This is a genomic window from Vescimonas sanitatis, assembly GCF_049060325.1.
Taxonomy (GTDB): domain Bacteria; phylum Bacillota; class Clostridia; order Oscillospirales; family Oscillospiraceae; genus Vescimonas; species Vescimonas sanitatis.
This window is the reverse complement of record NZ_JBMGPW010000003.1, coordinates 52,391-70,981: the sequence shown is the minus strand read 5'-3', so window position 1 is coordinate 70,981 and position 18,591 is coordinate 52,391. Positions and strand designations below refer to the sequence as shown.

Below are 18,591 nucleotides of genomic sequence, written 5' to 3'. Positions count from 1 at the left end.
GGAAAAGAAACCGGGCGTTTCGCATTGTCCTGTCTCCGCGGTGTTCCCCGCCCTGTGCAGGGCGGGGAACACGCGAGGGGGAGAGGAGGGTAAAATCCTGTTGTTTTATGTTACTGGGCGGAGGTGCTCAGCGCGTCCAGCGTGGTCTGCTTACCGCCGTACAGACCCATGGGCTCCACGTGGATGGCGGCGACGGAGGCGATGTGGGTGCCGTTCTGGGCGTTGAAGTCCTCCAGATAGGGCAGGTGCTGGAAGTAGTTGGCGGTCACGGTGCCGTCATCCACCACGGTGTTGGGCACCACATAGTCGTTGTACACCTGAATGTCCAGGGTGATGTCCTTGGCGGCCAGGATCTCCTTAGCGACCTCCAGGATCTCGGCGTGGGGCGTGGGGGAAGCAGCCACGGTGATGGTCTCGCCCTTCAGCGCGTCATAGTCCACGGAAGCGTCATAGCCGTCAGTGGGGTTCTCCACCACGGAAACCACGGAGCCGGCGTACTTCTCAGCGATGAAGTCGGCGACCTGCTTGCTCTCCAGGGCGGCTTTCAGAGCCAGGATCTTGGGGGCGGTCTCGTTGCCCTCCTTGACGGCCAGAATGTTGGCGTAGGCGGAGGCGCTGCCCTCGATCAGCAGGGAGTCATTCACGGGGTTCAGGCCGGCGTTGATGGCGTAGTTGCTGTTGATCACGGCGTAGTCCACGTCGGGCAGCAGGTTGGGCAGCTGGGCGGCCTCAGCCTCCACGATCTCCACATTGTACGGGTTCTCCACGATGTCGTTCTTGGTGGCGGTGATGCCCACGCCGTCCTTCAGCTTGATAATGCCGTTCTCCTGCAGCAGCAGCAGGGCGCGGGCTTCGTTGGTGGTGTCGTTGGGTACGCCGATCTTGATGGTGGTGGCAGCAGCGTCGCCGCTGTTGTCGTCGGTCTTGCTGCCGCAGGCAGCAAGGCTCAGGGCCAAGACAACGGCCAGGGCCAGGGTGATGATCTTAGTCAAAGTGTTGTGTTTCATGTTCGCAGTCTCCTTTGAAATGATTAAACTTGGTTGGTTACGATTTTATCTCAGCACCGCCGCCCGGCCGGAACGGCGGTACATAAGCAAAACAAAAACAGCGGCTGGTCATCACTGACCCTCCGCTGTCTGCTTACACATCGGCTTTTTTTCAAGCCGTCAAACAGTTTTCGGAAAGCTGATGACCTTTTCGGCGCGACGAAACATGCACATGGACATCATACCCATGCACATCTCGCACATCATCATGGTGACGTTACGCTTCATGTCGGCTTTCCTCCTTCTGTGATTTTCCCTGTCGGGATGGTGGCATAATACGCCCTTAACGCGCTGTTGTCAACCCTTTTTTCACCTTTCTGTGTTTTTTACAAAAAACCTACAGGGCAGGTATGTGATTTCGTGTATTTTGGTTATTTAGACATAAGGCCTTGCATGGGGCCCGATATGTGGTATAATGGTTGACGCAATAATACAATACGTGGGGAGAGATGGGTGTGACATCCAAGGTTTTCGACTATATTGCCATGGAGCAGCGGCGGCAGGAAACAACGGTGGAACTGATCGCCAGCGAGAATTTCACCAGCGAGGCGGTATGCCGCGCCGTGGGCAGCTGCCTGACCAATAAGTATTCCGAGGGGTATCCCGCCCACCGGGAGATGGGAAATCAGGGGCGCTACTACGGCGGCTGCCTGGTGGTGGACGAGCTGGAGACGTACTGCATCGCCAAGTGGAGGGAGGTATTTCACACAGACTACCACGTGAACGTGCAGCCTCACAGCGGTACCTCCGCCAATCTGGCGGCGTATATGGCGCTGCTGCAGCCGGGAGACCGGATCCTGTCCATGAGTCTGGCCAACGGTGGGCATCTGTCCCACGGACTGCCGGTAAATGCCTCCGGCAGGCTGTATGACATAGCGGCCTACGATGTGGACGAAAACGGCCTGATCGACTATGACGGTATGGAGAGGCTTGCACGGGAGCTGAAGCCGCGGCTGATCATCGCAGGAGCGTCGGCCTACAGCCGGACCATCGACTTTGCACGCTTTGCCCGGGCGGCGCAGGCGGCGGGGGCGTATTTCATGGCGGACATCGCCCACATTGCCGGGCTGGTGGCGGTGGGGGAGCACCCCAGCCCCTTTGGACTGGCAGATGTGGTCACGACCACGACGCACAAGACGCTGCGCGGCCCGCGGGGCGGACTGATCTTCTGCCGGCCGGAGCTGGCGAAAAAGGTGGACAGCGCCGTATTTCCCGGTATGCAGGGCGGCCCTTTGCAGCACGTGATCGCCGGCAAGGCAGTGGCTGCGGAGGAGGCGCTGACCCCGGAGTACCGAACGTATATCCACCGTGTGGTGGTCAACTGCAGGGCGATGGCGGCGGAGTTCATGGCCATGGGCTACAAGGTCGTTACCGGCGGCACGGACAACCATCTGTTTTTGCTGGATCTGACGGATACCGGACTTACCGGACGTGAGGTACAGGAGGAATTGGACCGCTGCGGTATTACGCTGAATAAGAACTGCGTCCCCGGGGACAAACGCTCGCCGTTCCAGACCAGCGGCGTCCGCATCGGCACCGCCGCCATGACCACCAAGGGCTATACGGCGGAGGATTTCTGCCGCGTTGCCCACCGTATTGACGAGGTGATCCGGCGGATGACGGCGGAAAAGGCCGCGCAGGCGTAAGGCGCCTTAAAGAGAGCAAAAAAATATCCCGCGGCTGTGCCGCGGGATACTTTTTATGTTGGTTATGCCGCGGTTTTCCGCAGGAACCGCCGGAGGAACCACACGGCCATTACCGCGCACAGCGCCTCGGAGATCACCGGCGCAAACCAAATGCCCGTGCCGCCCACGGCTGCCGCCAACAGCAGCAGCGCACCGGCCTGGAAGAGCAGGCCGCGGCCCACGGAGATGGAAATAGCCGCCTTCGGCCGCTCCACCGCCGTCAGGAAGCCGCCCATGAGGATGTTGCCGCCCAGCAGCAGATAGCACAGACCGTACCGCCGCAGCGCGCCGGCCGCGCTGCCCAGCAGCTCCGGCTTCTCCGCGCCGAGGAAGATCCCGGCGATCTGGGGGGCAAAGATCATCACACCGGCGAAGATCACCGCCGTCATGATGCCCACCGCTGTAAAGCCATACCGCAGCAGCTTCTTGTAGCCCGCCGCGTCCCCCTTGCCGTAGTGGTAGCTGACCAGCGGCTGGCTGCCCTGCGAGATGCCCAGCATGGTGTTGATGATGAGGGTGTTCACATAGGCGATGATGGTGTAGCACACCAGTCCGTCGTCGCCGAGGCACCGGAGGATGACCCGGTTGAACAGGAAGATCATCACGCCGTTGCACAGCTCCGTTACGCCGTCGGCAAAGCCCAGCGGGATTAGCCGCTTGTAGATGCCCCAGTCCATCCTGAACTTCACAAAGTGGAAGGTGTTGTGTCCGCCCAGGAAGTGGCGCAGATAGATGATGCACGTCAGAAGCTGGGAAAGACCTGTGGCGAAGGCCGCGCCCCATACGCCCAGATTCAGCACAAAGATGGCGATATAGTCCAGCACGCAGTTGGCCAGACAGCCGGTGATGACCGTCAGAATTGCCAGACGGGGATAGCCGTCGGTCTTGATCAGCACCTCCATGTTATAGGAGATGATGAAGCACAGCGCGAAAGGGGCCAGGCCCCGGAGATAATCGATGGTATATTGATACGTTACGCCCTTTGCGCCCAGCAGCACGGCGAACGGCTCCAGAAATACGAAAACGAGGACGGTGATGGTCAGGCCGACGCACGTCAGCAGCACGATGTTCTGAGAGAACAGGCTATTGGCCTTCTCGCCTTGGTTTTGTCCCAGATAGATGGCGATGATGGTGCTGGTACCGACGGCGAAGATGACGCCGATGGAGAACAGCACATTGGTGAACGGTACCGCCAGATTCACCGCTGCCATGGCGTATTCGCCTACGCCCTTGGCGACCATCAGCCCGTCCACGATGGAGTACAGGCTGAAAACCATGAGGGATGCCACCGTAGCGGCTACGAAATGCAGAAATTGTGATAACAGACTTCGCTCATTGAGCATTTTCGATGAAGTTCCTTTCTTCGCTTTTAGCGGCGGGCGTTCACACAGACACCTGCTGCAATTCTATTCTAACGAAAAATACATCGGAAGTCAAATATACTTGCCGTTAAGAGCAAGAGAGTATATAATGAAAACCACAAGAAAAACTGGGAGGTATACCCTATGAAGCTCTATGTGATGGACGCCTTTGCCAATCGGATCTTCGGCGGCAACCAGGCGGGAGTGGCACTGCCGGACCGGGAGCTGTCTGATGAGACCATGCGGCAGATCGCTGCGGAGATGAAGCACTCGGAGACGGCCTTTATACATATGGAGCCGGACGGCTCCGTATCCCTGCGCTATTTCACCCCCGCCGGGGAGGTGGACCTGTGCGGCCACGCCACGGTGGCGTCCTTCGCCCTGCTGCGGCAGCTGGAGAAGATCGGCGACGGCGACCATATTGCCCACACAAAGGCCGGGGAGCTGAACATCACCGTCAGGGGCGGTACTGTCTGGATGGATATGGCGCCGCCGCAGCTGATCGGCGACATCCCGGCAGCGGAGCGCGCCGCGCTGTACGCCGCCTATGGCCTGACGGAGGCGGACTGCCCGGAGGGATATATCCCACGAATGGTGTCCACCGGTCTGGCGGATATTATGATGCCCGTCCGGGACCATGAGACGCTCATGCGGGCAGCGCAGAACGCACCGGTGGTCACGGAACTGTCACGGAAGTACGATGTGACCGGCGTGCATATGTTCTGCCCGGGGCGGGACGGCGTGACGGCCTGGTGCAGCAACTACGCGCCCCTGTACGACATCCCGGAGGAGTGTGCCACCGGGACCAGCAACGGTGCACTGACGTATTATCTCTACCTGCGAGGCGATGTGGAGCCGGAGCGGGAGAATGTGTTTTTGCAGGGCGAGCACATGAGTCGGCCCAGCGAGATACGCAGCCTTCTGTATGAAAAGGACGGCGCCGTGACCGTCCGTATCGGTGGCAGCGCGGTCATGAGCCTGGATTGTGAACTGAAGCTGTGAGCAAAAAAAGAAAGCCCGCGAGGGCTTTCTTTTTTTGCGGATATAGGTCCCGGCGAAGCGGGGAGCAGGTATCAGACGTAGCGCTGAGTGGTGACGTCGAACACGCCGCGGGTGGTGATGCGCAGGCTGGGGATCACCGGCAGGGCCATGAAGCTCAGGGTCATAAACGGGTCGATACCGGTGGACACGCCCAGGTCGTAGGCAGCTTTTTTGGCGTTCTCCAAGTCGCGGTTCACGTTTATGAGCGTGTCGTCAGACATGATGCCGGCGATGGCCAGCAGCAGCTCGCCCTTTACCTGACCATTCTCCACTACGGTGATGCCGCCGTGCTGCTGTACGATGCGGTTGGCGGCGAAGGCCATGTCCTCCTCATTGGTACCCACTACGATGATGTTGTGGCTGTCGTGGCTGATGCTGGTGGCCACGGCGCCCTTTTGCAGGCCATAGCCCTTGATGTAGCCCAGACCGATGTGGTGGGTGTTCTTATGACGCTCGATGACGGCGATCTTCAGAATGTCATAGTCCACATCGATACGGTCGGTGTAGCCGCCGTCGGTGGTGGTGATCTCGCCGTTGACCATACCGATGACCGCGTGGGGACGGCTGTCGGTAAAGTCGGCGGCGGTCAGCGGGGCCACGTGGAAGGTGTCGTGGGCACGGTTGACCAGATAGGGGTCGATCTCCGGGACGGGGAAGTCCGCCACCACGCCATGGTCTACCATCAGTACGCCGCGCTTGTAGACCTTTTCGATGTTAAAGTGGTCAAAGTCGTCGATGATGACGAAGTCCGCCAGATAGCCGGGTGCAATGGCGCCGCGGTTGTTCAGCAGGAAGTAGCGGGCAGCGTTGTGGCAGGCGGCCTTGATGGCGGTAATGGGGTCGGCGCCCAGAGAGATGGCCTTTTTGACGATGTAGTCGATGTGACCCTTTTCCAGCAGGTCGTTGGGGTGCTTGTCATCGGTGCAGAACATACAGCGTTCCACATACTTGTCGCACAGTAGGGGGACCAGCGCTTCCAGATTGCGGGCTGCGGTGCCCTCGCGGATCATAATGAACTGGCCGCGCTGGAGCTTTGCGATGGCGTCGTTCAGGTCGTGGCACTCGTGGTCGGAGTACACGCCGGCGGCGATGTAGGCGTTCAGGTCGTTGCCCACCAGGTCGGGGGCGTGGCCGTCGATCTTCTTGTGATGGGCCTGGCTGGCCACGATCTTCTCCACCACCTGGGGATCGCCGTTGATGGTGCCCACGAAGTTCATCATCTCGGCCAGACCCTGTACACGGGGATGGTCATAGAAGCTGTCGATAGCCCGGTAGTCCAGGTTGGCGCCGGACTCGTCCAGCGGCGTGGCCGGCACGCAGGAGGGCAGCATAAAGCGCACGTCCACGGGCAGGTCCTCGGTGGCCTGGAGCATATACTCGATGCCATCGGTGCCCATAACGTTGGCGATCTCGTGGGGGTCGGTGATGACGGTGGTGGTGCCATGGGGCAGCACCGCCTTGGCAAACTCCGTGGGACTGACCAGGGAACTCTCCAGATGAATGTGGGCGTCCACAAAGCCGGGGAGGACGATCTTACCGCCCATATCTACCTCTGTATTGCCGCTGTATTCACCCATGCCCACGATCAGGCCCTCGGCCACGGCGATGTCGCCGTGACACAGCTCGTTGGAGAATACGTTGACATAGGTGGCGTTTTTCAGCACCAGGTCGGCCTTTTCACGGCCGGCGGCCACGGCGATGACCCGCAGCTTTTTTGTCAGCTTCCGGTTGATCTTGCCGGCATAGCTCTCTTTTACTGCCATAATGGAACTGCTCCTTTCTCCCACTCAAAGCATTAGTATTATTAATTCTACATATTACCATAACTTATCATAAAAGTCTATCCCCACACGCTATAAAAAATGTGCGGCAGATGGCGGCGGTCATGCGGTTTTGCTAATGAGAACAAAAAAGAGAAGCGCCTATAGGCGCTTCTCTTTACTTGATGCTTCCGTCGGCGTTGAATACCGGAAGGACACCCAGGTACTTGATGTCCTCGCGGTCCGCCGCACCGCCCTCGGCCAGCACGGCGATGCGGTCCACTACGGTACCGCCGGCCATCTTCACCAGCTCCTCCATGGCGTGGAGGGAGCCGCCGGTGGAGATCACGTCATCCATGAGAACGATGCGCTTGCCGCGGATCAGGTCGGCGTCGTCACGGCCCAGATACAGCTTCTGCACCCCGGCGGTGGTGATGGATTTATCCTCCACGTGCAGGGGATCGGGCATATACGCCTTGGGGCCCTTGCGGGCGATGAAATACTTTTTCGCACCGCTTTGACGGGCCATCTCGTGGATCAGGGGGATGGACTTGGCCTCGGCGGTGAACAGATAGTCGTAGCTGTCTGCCTCCAGCATGGCCAGCATATCACGGGCGCAGGCTACGGTCAGCTCCGCGTCGCCAAAGCAGATGAAGGCGCCGATGTACAGGTCGTCCGTGACCTTACAGATAGGCAGCTCCCGGTGGAGCCCAGCGATGTCCATGGGATAAACAGGCATGATACAAAACTCCTTCAAGCGGTCCTGCCTGCGGGCAGCCGCGCATAATAAGCGGCGCATGGGGCGCCGTAACCCTAATTATAGTAAATCGTTCGACAAAAGTCAAGGATAAAGCAGTTCGCCGAAGCTGGAGATGTAACGGTCACAGGTGCGGGCCATTTCGTCAGCGGTGGAGGCAAAGTAGGGGTCTGCCACGCCCACGGTGTGCATCCCGGCGGCCTTGGCGCCGCGGATGGCCTCCACGGAGTCGTCGAACAGGGTGCAGTCTGCGGGGGAGACGCCCAGTGCAGCGGCGACCTTCTCCCAGAGGGCGGGGTACTTTTTCTCGGTGCCCAGCTCCTGGGCGAAGAAAATACGCTCGAAATAGGGCAGCAGGCCCAGGTGGGTCAGCGCCGTACGGCAATGAACAGGGACCGCGCTGGTGACCACAGCCATACGCTCGCCGCGGTTCTTCATCTGCTCCAGATAGGCGCGGACACCGGGCTTTTCCGTTACGTCCGTGGCGTAAATGTCGCCGGCCATCTCCATCCACTCGGCCATGATGGCGGCTTCGCTCTCCGGCAGATGGCAGAATTCCTTTGTGAATTTGGCCGCCAGCGGGAAGATGGTGTGGGCCACGCCCTCATAGTATTCCTGCGTATAGGGCAGACCTCGCTTCTCCAAGAAACGCGTGTCCACGTCCTTCCAGATGCCGTTGGAGTCGATCAGCGTTCCGTCCATGTCAAACAGCAGCATGGGAAACCTCCTTTTCCGGGGAAATATGGCTTGCTATTCCGCGTTGCAGGTGTTATCATATCATGGTTATTGGACGCTGTAAATGGGGAAACTACCCGATTTCTGTAGGAAAGTGAGGGGAAACGTATGCAAACGGTCAACTACCGCAAGGGCCTGGGGGCTATGTCGGTGTGCTTTTTCATCTGGGGTTTCCAGCCGCTGTACTGGTATATGTGCACCAATGTGTGCGGCGAGATCGACACGTTTTTCATCATGGCCTGCCGCATTATCTGGGCAGCGGTGGCCTGCCTGTGTATTCTGAAGGTGCAGGGAAAGCTGCCGCAGCTGTGGGCCGTATTCAAGGACAAGCAGGTGCTCAAGCGGGAGATGCCTGCATCGGTGCTGCTGTTCGGCGACTGGCTGGTGTACCTGTGGGCGGTGCAGAACGGCCGCGTGCTGGAGTGCAGCCTGGGGTATTACATCCAGCCGCTGGTGGTATTTGCCCTTGGGGCCGTTATCTTCCGCGAGAAGATGAATTGGCGGCACTTTGTGATCATTGCCATCGTGGTGGTCGGCATCGTGTTCAGCACCTCCGGCTTCGGCGGCGTGCCCTATGTGACCATCGCCCTGGCGTTGATGTTTTCCATCTATGCAGCCATCAAGAAGAGCTTGACCATCGATTCCATCGTGTCTACCACGTCAGAGATCCTGATGATGGTGCCGGTGGCGCTGCTGTTCATCCTGTTTTTCCGTATGGGGGACAATGGTATGGGCAGCATGACGGTCGTCAAGCAGCTGCTGATGATCGGCGGCGGTGTGATCACCGGGCTGCCCATGGTGTTTTACTCCATCGGCGTTAGGCATCTGCCGCTGATGACCACGGGCATCTGCCAGTATATCAGCCCGTCTCTGTCTATTATCTGCGGTGCCATCATGGGCGAGGCCCTGACCCACGAGAAGCTTGTGAGCTTCCTGTTTATCTGGACGGGTGTCCTCCTGTATGTGCTGAACACCGTCTATGAGGAGAAGCAGAAGAAAAAGGCCGCCGTGCAATAGCGTATCAGGGGCTGTCCCGGAGGGGGCGGCCCTTTTGCAGGGGACGGGCCCGTTTGAATGGTTTACAAATGGGGAAAACTGTGGTACAATACCCTGTATTATGGGTCAGTGTGTCCAAAGGAGGCGAGCGCTGTGCAGGGAAAACTCATCGTGTTCGAGGGGACGGACGGGTCCGGCAAGGCTACCCAGTCCCGGCTGCTGTGCGAGGAACTGACGCGCCGCGGTATCCCTTTCCGCAAGCTGGAGTTCCCCCGGTATCAGGAGGAGTCCTCTGCGTTGATCCGCCTGTATCTGGGCGGTGCCTTCGGAGACAAGCCCGGCGACGTGAATGCCTATGCCGCGTCAGTGTTCTACTCTGTGGATCGCTATGCCTCCTACAAACAGGACTGGGGCGCGTACTATGAGCAGGGCGGACTGGTCATTGCGGATCGATACACCACCAGCAACGCCGTTCACCAGACCGGTAAGCTGCCGCCGGAGCAGCGGGACGGTTTTCTCGACTGGCTGTTTGACTTCGAGTACCGGCTGTTGGGGCTGCCGGAGCCCACACGGGTGCTGTATCTGGATATGCCCACAGAGGCCACGGAACAGATGATGCGCCTGCGGGAGGCCGCCACCCACACCACTGCTGACATCCACGAGAAGGACGAGGAATACCTGCGCCGCTGCCGGGAAAACGCCGCCCATGTGGTGGCACGCTGCGGCTGGACGCGCATTGACTGTGCCCGGGCGGGCGCGCCTCGCCTGATAGACGACATACACAACGAAGTGATGACCTGCGTGGCCGATCTTATCGGCTGACGCTGGGAAAGGAGCAAAGACTTATGGGAAACCGTGAAGAACGAAACGAATACGCCACGGCGAAGTGGGACGCCGAGGAGGTTCGCCGGCAGGCGTCCTCCGAGCAGCGCCGCCACAGTGACCGCCGCCGTCAGGCCAAGCGCAACCGGACCATCATCTATCTGGCCTGTGTAGTGCTGGTATCCTGCCTGCTGGCGGGCATCGGTTGGCTGCTGGTCAACGACGTGTGTTCGCTGAACAAGCCCTATACCGAGGTGGAGATCACCGTAGAGGAGGGTGACAGCCGGGGAGATGTGGCCAAGAAGCTGCACGACGCGGGGCTGGTGAATTCCCGACTGGTGTTCAATATTGCCGGCACGTTCCTGCACTACAACCGCTACGTGGAGCCGGGGACCTACAAGCTGAACAGTGATATGGACTTCCGCGCCCTGATTACCAATATGCACGACTGGGAGACGGACGCCAAGGAGGCCCAGGGCCTGATCAAGGTCACCATCCCCGAGGGCTACACCGTCCGGGAGATCATCGATCTGCTGGCGGAGAAGGGCGTGGCCACCAAGGAGGATCTGGAGGATGCCTGCGCCAACTTCGAGTATGAGGACTACGACTTCCTCGACAGCGACAAGCTGGGCAGCATCGATCGCATGGAGGGCTTCCTGTTCCCCAGCACCTATGAATTCGACAAGAACCGGTCCGCGGTGTATACGGTGGAGACGATGCTGGTGTACTTCAAAAACAGCATCAGCCAGCAGATGCTGGCGGACATCAAGGCGTCTCCGTACTCCCTGCAGGAGATCATCACCATGGCATCCCTGATCGAGAAGGAGTCCATCGGCGACGACACCGAGCGCAAGAACATCAGCTCCGTCATCCACAACCGTCTGGAGAACCCGAGCAGTGAGAAGGGCGGAAGAGCGCTGCAGCTGTGCTCTACCATCAACTATATCATGAAGCACGACGGGGTCAAGACCTTCGATACAGAGATCGACAGTCCCTACAACACCTATATCAACCCCGGCCTGACTCCGGGACCCATCTGCAATCCCGGCCTGTCCGCCATTGAGGCGGCCATCTACCCGGCGGACACCGATTATTACTTCTTCGCCCTGGGCAAGGACGGCAAAAGCCACTTCTTTACCGACTATAACGAGCACCTGAAGTTCATTAACAGCGGTGAATACCAGCCCATCTACTCCTGACGCCATGGGAAAGAAGCCTGAATTGCTGTCCCCGGCCGGGGACTGGGAAAAGCTGCAGATGGCGGTTCTGTACGGCGCGGACGCGGTGTATCTGGCCGGTACGTCCTTTGGGATGCGTTCCTTTGCCGGGAACTTTGACGACGAGGCACTGCCGAAGGCAGTGCGGTTTGCCCACGACCACGGCGTGAAGGTACACGCCACGGTGAACACCATGCCCCGCTGGAATGAGGCTGAGGCCCTGCCCGCCCATCTGGAAAAGCTGGACGCGGCGGGGGTGGACGCCCTGATTCTGGCGGACCTGGGCGCGTTCACCCTGGCGGGGAAGTACGCGCCCCACTGCCAGCGTCATATCAGCACCCAGCAGTCCATCGCCAATCACGTCTGCGCCCAGGCCTGGTACGATTTGGGTGCCAGCCGCGTGGTGCTGGCCCGGGAGCTGAGCCTGGAGGAGATCGCCGCCATTCGGGCCAGGGTATCCCCGGAGCTGGAACTGGAGGCCTTCTGCCACGGGGCTATGTGTGTCAGCTACTCCGGGCGCTGCCTGCTGAGCAACTATATGACCGGACGGGACAGCAACCGGGGCGAATGTGCCCAGCCCTGCCGCTACCAGTATGCGCTGATGGAAGAGAAACGGCCCGGGGAGTATTTCCCGGTGTTCGAAGACGAAAAGGGCACATACATTATGAACAGCCGGGATATGTGCATGATCGACCACCTGGACGACCTGATGGCCGCCGGGGTGGACTGCCTGAAGATCGAGGGTCGGGCTAAGTCCGCTTACTACGCGGCCATCGTTACCGGCGCGTACCGGCACTGTCTGGACGACGTGGCCGCAGGGCGCCCGCTTGACCCGGTGTGGCGGGATGAGGTGGAGCACATCAGCCACCGGCACTACGCCACAGGTTTTTTCTACGGCCAGCCGGGGCAGTATTATGAGAGCGCCCGGTATCTGCGGGACTGGCAGATTTGCGCCGTGGTGACAAACTGTGATGAAAATGGGCTGGCCACCCTGAGCCTGCGGAACAAATTTGCCGCCGGCGACATCGTGGAGGTGGTGGGGCCGGATACGAAGCCCTTTACGATCACCGTGCCGGTAATGCGCGACAGCGAGGGCAATGGCCTGGCGGAGCCGAAGACGCCCCAGATGGTGTTCACCATGCAGCTGCCCCGTCCAGTGCCGCCCATGAGCTTCATCCGCCACGCGGTGGCGCTGAGTGGGAAATAAGTACATAAAAATTGTCCCCCGGCGAAGACGGGGGACAATTTTTATGCGTTGCTGGTGGGGTGGGCGCTGCTGTCGGGGATGGTCTCCGGTTCCTCGGCCAGGGCTTCATGCCTGCGTTCGCATACGGACAGGAAGAAGGCCCAGGCGATAAGGGGCAGCACGGCCAGCGCGCCGCGGATATACCACCACGTCACGGCGAAGTAGGCCGCTGCCGCGCCGATGTGGAAGCACAGCAGGGTGAGGGCAAAGACCTTCAGCTTCCGCAGGTGGGCGCGGTCATGGTCACACAGGTAGTTGGCCAGGGCCAGAGAAGTCTGCTTGGTGTTGTTGGTGGAGAAGATGGTGGAGCTGTAAAAGCCGCGGGCGCCGCCGAAGCTGCTCCACTGGATGCTCATGGCAAAGAAGATGGGATACAGAGCCACCACAACGTTCAGCGTTTCCGGCAAGAAGGCCACGGTCACGGCGGCTGCGGCGGTGATAACGGGCGATACATAGTGCATATCCCAGCCCCACCAGTGGGGCAGCAGCACCGTCAGCATAGTGCCCAGCACGTACAGTACCAGCGCGCCCAGGTGCAGGAGCACGGCGTGCAGATCGCCGCGCAGGGCGTCCAGCAGCAGCTCGATCAGGTTCACCGTCTGGGCGTTGCCCATGACGCCGCTGTGGATAAGGACAGCGTAGCAGCCGAAGAAGCCGCCCACGGCACAGAAGGATAGGTGGCGGTACAGGTCGATATGGTCGTTGCGGGAGAGCTTTTGCACGGGAGGTCCCTCTTTCTGTAAAAATGACGGTTTCCAGTATACCACAGCAGTGCGGAAAGACAAGGGGGAATATCTCACAAAAAGAGAAATTTCGTGTTGACAATGGGGAACATTGTGGTAAAATAACGCTATATTCCATAATGGCGATGAGAGAGAAGAGTTACCGGAGGCCGCCCGGAGCGAGACGGGGACAGTGCAAGCCCGTTGGGATCGGCACGGTGACAGCCGCTTTTGAGCCTGCCGTGATGAATGGCACGGGATGCTCCCGTTACAGGGCACTGAGAGGGCGGCTCGCCGCCAAATCAGGGTGGTACCGCGGAAGTGATTTTCGCCCCTGTTTGCTATGGCAAACAGGGGCGTTTTTCGTTGCAGGAGGTGGGAGATGCACTATACCATTATCAATATGGAGGAGGATCCCCGCTGCGGGCAGTTTGCCTACTTCCGGGGGATGACGTTCCCCTTTGCCGGGCTGACGGTAGAGATGGACATCACCGACATGATGGCCGCCCGGGGCGAGCGACCGTTTTTCCTGAGCATGCTGTATGCGGTGGTGCGGGCGGCCAATGCCGTGCCCCAGCTGCGGCGCAGGCTGGCGGAGGACGGCACGGTGGTGGAGTACGACTGGTGCCCGCCGTCCTACACCGCCATGAAGCCGGACGGCGTGTACGTCTACGCCACGGTGGAGGGCAATCTTGCCTATGAGGAGTTCGTGGCCGAGGGGCAGCGCCGCCAGAAAGAGGTGCTGGAGCGGGGCACGCTCACCGAGGACGGCGACGTGAGGAGCTTCTTCTTTGTCTCCAGCGTGCCGTGGGTACACTACTCGCAGCTGCAGCACCCGGCGGAGAGCCCGGACGACAGCAATCCCCGCATCAGCTGGGGCAAATATGTGACCGTCAACGGGCGGACGACACTGCCGGTGTCGCTGTTCGTGAACCACGCCCTGGCGGACGGGCTGCATATCTCCCGGTTCTTCCTGAACCTGGAGAAAGAACTGGCGGATATGACCCGCCAATGGAACGAGAGCGAAAAAGAATTTTAGTATACATTGTAAAGGAGACAACGACTATGAGCCATCCCTATCACGGCCTGAACGAGCTGCGGGAGCTGTTCCTGAAGTTCTTTGAAACGAAAGGCCACCTGCGTCTGCCCAGCTTTTCGCTGGTGCCCCAGAACGACAAATCTATCCTGCTGATCAACGCCGGCATGACCCCCATGAAGCCCTGGTTCAAGGGCGAGGAGGAGCCGCCCTGCCGCCGCGTCTGCACCTGTCAGAAGTGCATCCGTACCGGTGACATCGACAATGTGGGCAAGACCGCCCGCCACGGCACCTATTTCGAGATGCTGGGCAACTTCTCCTTTGGCGATTACTTCAAGCACGAGGCCATCGCGTGGAGCTGGGAGTTCCTGACCTCCCCTGAGTGGGTGGGGCTGGAGGCCGACCGGCTGTATCCCTCCGTGTATGAGAGCGACGACGAGGCCTTCGCCATCTGGCGGGATGAGATCGGCATTCCCGAGGACAGGATCTTCCGCTTCGGCAAGGAGGACAACTTCTGGGAGCACGGCTCCGGCCCCTGCGGCCCCTGCTCCGAGATCTATTATGACCGCGGACCGGAGTACGGCTGCGGCAAGCCCGGCTGCACCGTGGGCTGCGACTGCGACCGCTATATCGAGATATGGAACAACGTGTTCTCCCAGTTCGACAACGACGGCCACAACAACTACACCGAGCTGAAGCAGAAGAACATCGACACCGGCATGGGTCTGGAGCGCCTGGCCTGTGTGTGCCAGAACGTGGCCAGCCTGTTCGATGTGGACACGGTGATGAACATCACCCACAAGGTCAGCGAGCTGACCGGCGCCCACTACGGCGAGAGCTACAAACGGGATGTGAGCCTGCGGGTCATCACCGATCACATCCGGTCTGCCACGTTTATGATCTGCGACGGCATCCTGCCCAGCAACGAGGGACGCGGCTATGTGCTGCGCCGTCTGCTGCGCCGCGCTGCACGCCACGGCAAGCTGCTGGGCGTCAACGAGCCGTTCCTGTACAAGGTGGTGGACACCGTGGTACACGAGAACGAGGGGCAGTACCCCGACCTGAAGGAAAAGCAGAGCTACATCACCAAGGTCATCCGCACCGAGGAGGAGAACTTTGCCCGCACCATTGACGGCGGCATCCGCATCTACAACGAGATGCTGGCTTCCCACAAGGAGAAGGGCGAGACGGTGTTCTCCGGCGCTGACGCCTTTAAGCTGTACGACACCTTCGGCTTCCCCATCGACCTGACGGCCGAGATGGCCGCCGAGGAGGGCATGACTGTGGACGAGGATGCCTTCCAGTCCCTGATGACCCAGCAGAAGGAGCGTGCCCGCGAAGCCCGCAAGGCGCTGGGCGATCTGGGCTGGGCCGGCGTGGAGTTCGGCAAGGACATGCCGGCCACAGAGTTCGTGGGCTATGACCGCGACACGGTGAACGGCGCGAAGGTGCTGGGTATCGTGGCCGAGGGCGAGCTGGTGGACGAGATCGTGTCCGGTATGGAGGCCATCCTGGTGCTGGACAAGACCCCCTTCTACGCCGAAATGGGCGGTCAGGTGGCCGACCACGGCGTGATCACCGGCGACGGCATGGAGTTCGTGGTCAGTGACGTACAGAAGAACAAGGGCGGCAAGTTCATGCACTACGGCAAGCTGCTCAGCGGCAGCGTGGCCGTGGGCGACAGTGTGACGGCGTCCATCGACACCGACCGCCGCGCCGCTATCCGCCGGGCCCACAGTGCCACCCATCTGCTGGACGCGGCGCTGGTGAAGGTGCTGGGCGACCATGTGCATCAGGCTGGCTCTCTGGTGGAGCCGGATCGTCTGCGCTTCGACTTCACCCACTTCGAGGGCATCACGCCCCAGCAGCTGGATGAGGTGGAGGATCTGGTCAACGACGCTATTCTGTCCGGGCTGCTCATTACCACCGAAGAACTGCCCATCGCCGAGGCTAAGGCGCGGGGTGCGGTGGCTACCTTCGGCGAAAAATATGGTCAGACCGTGCGGGTGGTGACCATGGGTGACTTCTCCATGGAGCTGTGCGGCGGCACTCATCTGGACAACACCGCTAAGGCCGGCCCCTTCCGCATCAAGAGCGAGAGCAGTGTGGCTTCCGGTGTGCGCCGCATCGAGGCCACCACCGGAAAGGTCACCATGGAGGACATGCGCCGCAGCCGCGGGCTGCTGAACCGGGCGTCCCAGTTCTTCAAGTCCGCGCCGGAGACGCTGATGGAGCGTCTGGAGCAGCAGGCCAGCGAGATGAAGGCTCTGCGGCAGGCGTTGGAGAAATTCAAGAGCGAGGCGTCCATGGGCGAGGCCAAGCAGATTCTGGCCTCCGCCAAGACCGTGGACGGGCTGCACGTCATCACCGGCACCCGTCAGGGTCTGGACGCAAACGCCCTGCGGCTGATGGGCGACTTCCTGCGGGACAAGGATCCCCATGTGGTAGGCGTGCTGGCCAGCATCGTGGGCGAGAAGGTCACGTTCCTGGCGGTGTGCGGCAAGGAGGCCGTGGCGCGGGGCGTGAAGGCTGGCGATCTGGTTAAAACCGTGTCCGCCGTGTGCGGCGGCAAGGGCGGCGGTAAGCCGGACAGCGCCATGGGCGGCGGCACCGATCTGCTGAAGGTGGACGACGCGCTGGCGGCCGTGGACGATTTCGTGGCAGAAAAGCTGAAGTAAGAACGCGCAAGACTACCGGAAAAGTCGTTCCCATCATTCCGAGGAGTACCCCAAGGGCACTTGCTTCGCGGCGCGAAGCGACGTGGGAATCCGTATTCTTTTAGCTGAAATCTGCAAAATGTAAGAGCTGTGCATTTTGGAGACGGATTGCCGAGCCAGTGTGAACACTGGCTCGCAATGACAGACTTTTTCCGGCAGGTTGAACGACCACTATACTATATTATATCCGAAAGGAGATGCGACCATGAAGAACGATTGCCTGTTCTGCGCCATTATTGACGGAGAGATCCCCAGCAAAAAGGTGTATGAGGACGAACAATGCTATGCCTTTTATGATATCGAGCCGCAGGCACCGGTACACTTTTTGGTGGTGCCCAAGGCACATATCTGCTGCGCCAATGCCATCACGGCGGACAACAGCGGTGTGGTGGCCCACTGCTTCGAGGTCATCGCCAAGATCTGCAGGGAGCTGGGCGTGGAGAGCTACCGAATCGTCAACAACTGCGGCGATCAGGCGGGACAGACCGTGAAGCACCTGCACTTCCATGTGCTGGCGGGGCGGGATATGACCTGGCCTCCGGGCTAAAGGAGAACAGAAAAAGGGTCGGCGGGTGCCGGCCCTTTTTTCTGTGCGGCGGGGCGGGGCGGGACGGGGGCGTTTTACGCCGCTGCGCGGCTACACCTTATCCGCCCCCTGTGGGGGCACCTGTCTCCCTGCGGGTCGGTCGGTTCGCGGATCTGACAGACCACCGGCCTGTCATTCAACACCGCGAACCCCAGGGGGAAGGCTTAGGAGGACGTGCCCTTAAGGGGAAGGCTGGGGGAAAATTTTGGGGGTGTTGCCCGTTTGCGGGCAACTTTTTTGCTTTCCGGGGAATGGGGTATAGACGATCTTGATAAGGGGGTACGGATATGAAGTACAGAAAGAACGGGACGGACGCGGTGTGCGGACAGTGCGACCTGTGCGGCGGAGAGCTGCGGCGGGGAGAGCGATACTACCGGATCAGCGGTGAGAACGTGTGCAGGGGCTGCCTGGCAGATTTCGCGGCGCAGATACTGGCGGCGTATGAGGTGGTCGGAGGTGAGGCGGATGCATAAGACGGCGGCACCCTGGGAGGAACTGCGGGAGAAGTACGAGGCGGGCGGATATACCTATATGCAGCTGGCGAAGGAATACGGCGTTTCGGTGCAGAGCGTGGGGCGGCACGCGCGGAAGGAGAACTGGGTCAGCGGGTGCCGGAACGAGAGACGGCGCAGGGCGGAGAGCAGGGATTGCCTGCTGGAAATGACGCGGGCGCTGATGCGGGGCGCGAAGCGGGCGGCCGAGGAGGCGGAAAAAGGTGAGGCGTGCACCAAGGAGCTGAAGGAGCTGGCGGGGATATTGCAGACGCTGGCGGGGCTGGAGAAGGAGCTGGGCGGCGGGACCGCGGCGCAGACGGTGCAGGTGCTGATGGGAGAGGGGGTACGGGAGCTGAGCGAGTAAGCACGG

At 60.4% G+C, this 18,591-nt stretch carries 17 protein-coding genes; 11 read left to right on the top strand and 6 right to left on the bottom strand.

The features are described from left to right. Window positions 1-110 precede the first annotated feature (110 nt). Window positions 111-1,007: a MetQ/NlpA family ABC transporter substrate-binding protein gene (locus ACOMDU_RS05050; protein WP_421129366.1), complete on the bottom strand. Its 897-nt coding sequence runs from the start codon at window positions 1,005-1,007 to the stop codon at window positions 111-113. A gap of 494 nt (window positions 1,008-1,501) precedes the next feature. Between ACOMDU_RS05050 and ACOMDU_RS05045 the strand changes: the two genes are divergently transcribed. Next, window positions 1,502-2,692: a serine hydroxymethyltransferase gene (locus ACOMDU_RS05045; RefSeq protein WP_421129365.1), complete on the top strand. Its 1,191-nt coding sequence runs from the start codon at window positions 1,502-1,504 to the stop codon at window positions 2,690-2,692. A 62-nt stretch (window positions 2,693-2,754) separates the two neighbouring features. On the opposite strand, the gene ACOMDU_RS05040 is transcribed toward ACOMDU_RS05045, so the two are convergent. Next, window positions 2,755-4,008: an MATE family efflux transporter gene (locus ACOMDU_RS05040; RefSeq protein ID WP_421129364.1), complete on the bottom strand. Its 1,254-nt coding sequence runs from the start codon at window positions 4,006-4,008 to the stop codon at window positions 2,755-2,757. A 228-nt stretch (window positions 4,009-4,236) separates the two neighbouring features. On the opposite strand from ACOMDU_RS05040, the gene ACOMDU_RS05035 reads away from it, so the two are divergent. Next, window positions 4,237-5,094, top strand: a complete 858-nt coding sequence (locus ACOMDU_RS05035) for a PhzF family phenazine biosynthesis protein (protein ID WP_421129363.1) — start codon at window positions 4,237-4,239, stop codon at window positions 5,092-5,094. Between the two features lie 71 nt (window positions 5,095-5,165). Here ACOMDU_RS05035 and ade read toward each other — a convergent pair whose 3' ends face one another. The 3 genes from ade to ACOMDU_RS05020 form a co-directional block, all read right to left on the bottom strand. Continuing rightward, the gene (gene ade / locus ACOMDU_RS05030) at window positions 5,166-6,896 is read right to left on the bottom strand and encodes an adenine deaminase (RefSeq protein ID WP_421129362.1); all 1,731 of its coding nucleotides are present in this window, start codon (window positions 6,894-6,896) and stop codon (window positions 5,166-5,168) included. A 175-nt stretch (window positions 6,897-7,071) separates the two neighbouring features. After that, window positions 7,072-7,632: a phosphoribosyltransferase family protein gene (locus ACOMDU_RS05025; protein ID WP_022135611.1), complete on the bottom strand. Its 561-nt coding sequence runs from the start codon at window positions 7,630-7,632 to the stop codon at window positions 7,072-7,074. A gap of 102 nt (window positions 7,633-7,734) precedes the next feature. After that, a complete protein-coding gene (locus tag ACOMDU_RS05020) occupies window positions 7,735-8,367 on the bottom strand; it encodes an HAD family hydrolase (RefSeq protein ID WP_421129360.1) in 633 nt (210 codons plus the stop codon). A gap of 126 nt (window positions 8,368-8,493) precedes the next feature. Between ACOMDU_RS05020 and rarD the strand changes: the two genes are divergently transcribed. The 4 genes from rarD (at window position 8,494) to ACOMDU_RS05000 (ending at window position 12,627) form a co-directional block, all read left to right on the top strand. Then, window positions 8,494-9,402: an EamA family transporter RarD gene (rarD, locus tag ACOMDU_RS05015; protein WP_421129359.1), complete on the top strand. Its 909-nt coding sequence runs from the start codon at window positions 8,494-8,496 to the stop codon at window positions 9,400-9,402. A gap of 132 nt (window positions 9,403-9,534) precedes the next feature. After that, window positions 9,535-10,203, top strand: a complete 669-nt coding sequence (locus tag ACOMDU_RS05010) for a dTMP kinase (RefSeq protein ID WP_022135614.1) — start codon at window positions 9,535-9,537, stop codon at window positions 10,201-10,203. Window positions 10,204-10,226: 23 nt separating this feature from the next. Then, entirely contained in the window at window positions 10,227-11,402 is a 1,176-nt protein-coding gene (mltG, locus tag ACOMDU_RS05005; protein WP_421129358.1) for an endolytic transglycosylase MltG, read from the top strand. Window positions 11,403-11,406: 4 nt separating this feature from the next. After that, window positions 11,407-12,627 (top strand): peptidase U32 family protein, encoded by a 1,221-nt coding sequence (locus tag ACOMDU_RS05000; protein ID WP_022135617.1) that lies wholly within the window; start codon window positions 11,407-11,409, stop codon window positions 12,625-12,627. 41 nt (window positions 12,628-12,668) lie between these two features. Here ACOMDU_RS05000 and ACOMDU_RS04995 read toward each other — a convergent pair whose 3' ends face one another. Then, window positions 12,669-13,388, bottom strand: coding sequence for a YoaK family protein (locus ACOMDU_RS04995; protein WP_421129357.1), 720 nt, complete (start codon window positions 13,386-13,388; stop codon window positions 12,669-12,671). A gap of 382 nt (window positions 13,389-13,770) precedes the next feature. On the opposite strand from ACOMDU_RS04995, the gene ACOMDU_RS04990 reads away from it, so the two are divergent. From ACOMDU_RS04990 to ACOMDU_RS04970, 5 genes are all read left to right on the top strand, one after another. After that, the gene (locus ACOMDU_RS04990) at window positions 13,771-14,427 is read left to right on the top strand and encodes a CatA-like O-acetyltransferase (RefSeq protein ID WP_421129356.1); all 657 of its coding nucleotides are present in this window, start codon (window positions 13,771-13,773) and stop codon (window positions 14,425-14,427) included. A gap of 26 nt (window positions 14,428-14,453) precedes the next feature. Next, complete coding sequence (alaS, locus tag ACOMDU_RS04985) at window positions 14,454-17,102, top strand: alanine--tRNA ligase (protein WP_421129355.1); 2,649 nt, start codon at window positions 14,454-14,456, stop codon at window positions 17,100-17,102. Between the two features lie 244 nt (window positions 17,103-17,346). Further along, the gene (locus ACOMDU_RS04980; protein WP_421129354.1) at window positions 17,347-17,688 is read left to right on the top strand and encodes a histidine triad nucleotide-binding protein; all 342 of its coding nucleotides are present in this window, start codon (window positions 17,347-17,349) and stop codon (window positions 17,686-17,688) included. Window positions 17,689-18,014: 326 nt separating this feature from the next. Continuing rightward, window positions 18,015-18,200, top strand: coding sequence for a hypothetical protein (locus ACOMDU_RS04975; protein ID WP_022136128.1), 186 nt, complete (start codon window positions 18,015-18,017; stop codon window positions 18,198-18,200). Continuing rightward, complete coding sequence (locus ACOMDU_RS04970) at window positions 18,193-18,585, top strand: hypothetical protein (RefSeq protein WP_421129353.1); 393 nt, start codon at window positions 18,193-18,195, stop codon at window positions 18,583-18,585. Before ACOMDU_RS04975 ends, ACOMDU_RS04970 begins: the two co-directional genes overlap by 8 nt. Window positions 18,586-18,591 lie beyond the last annotated feature (6 nt).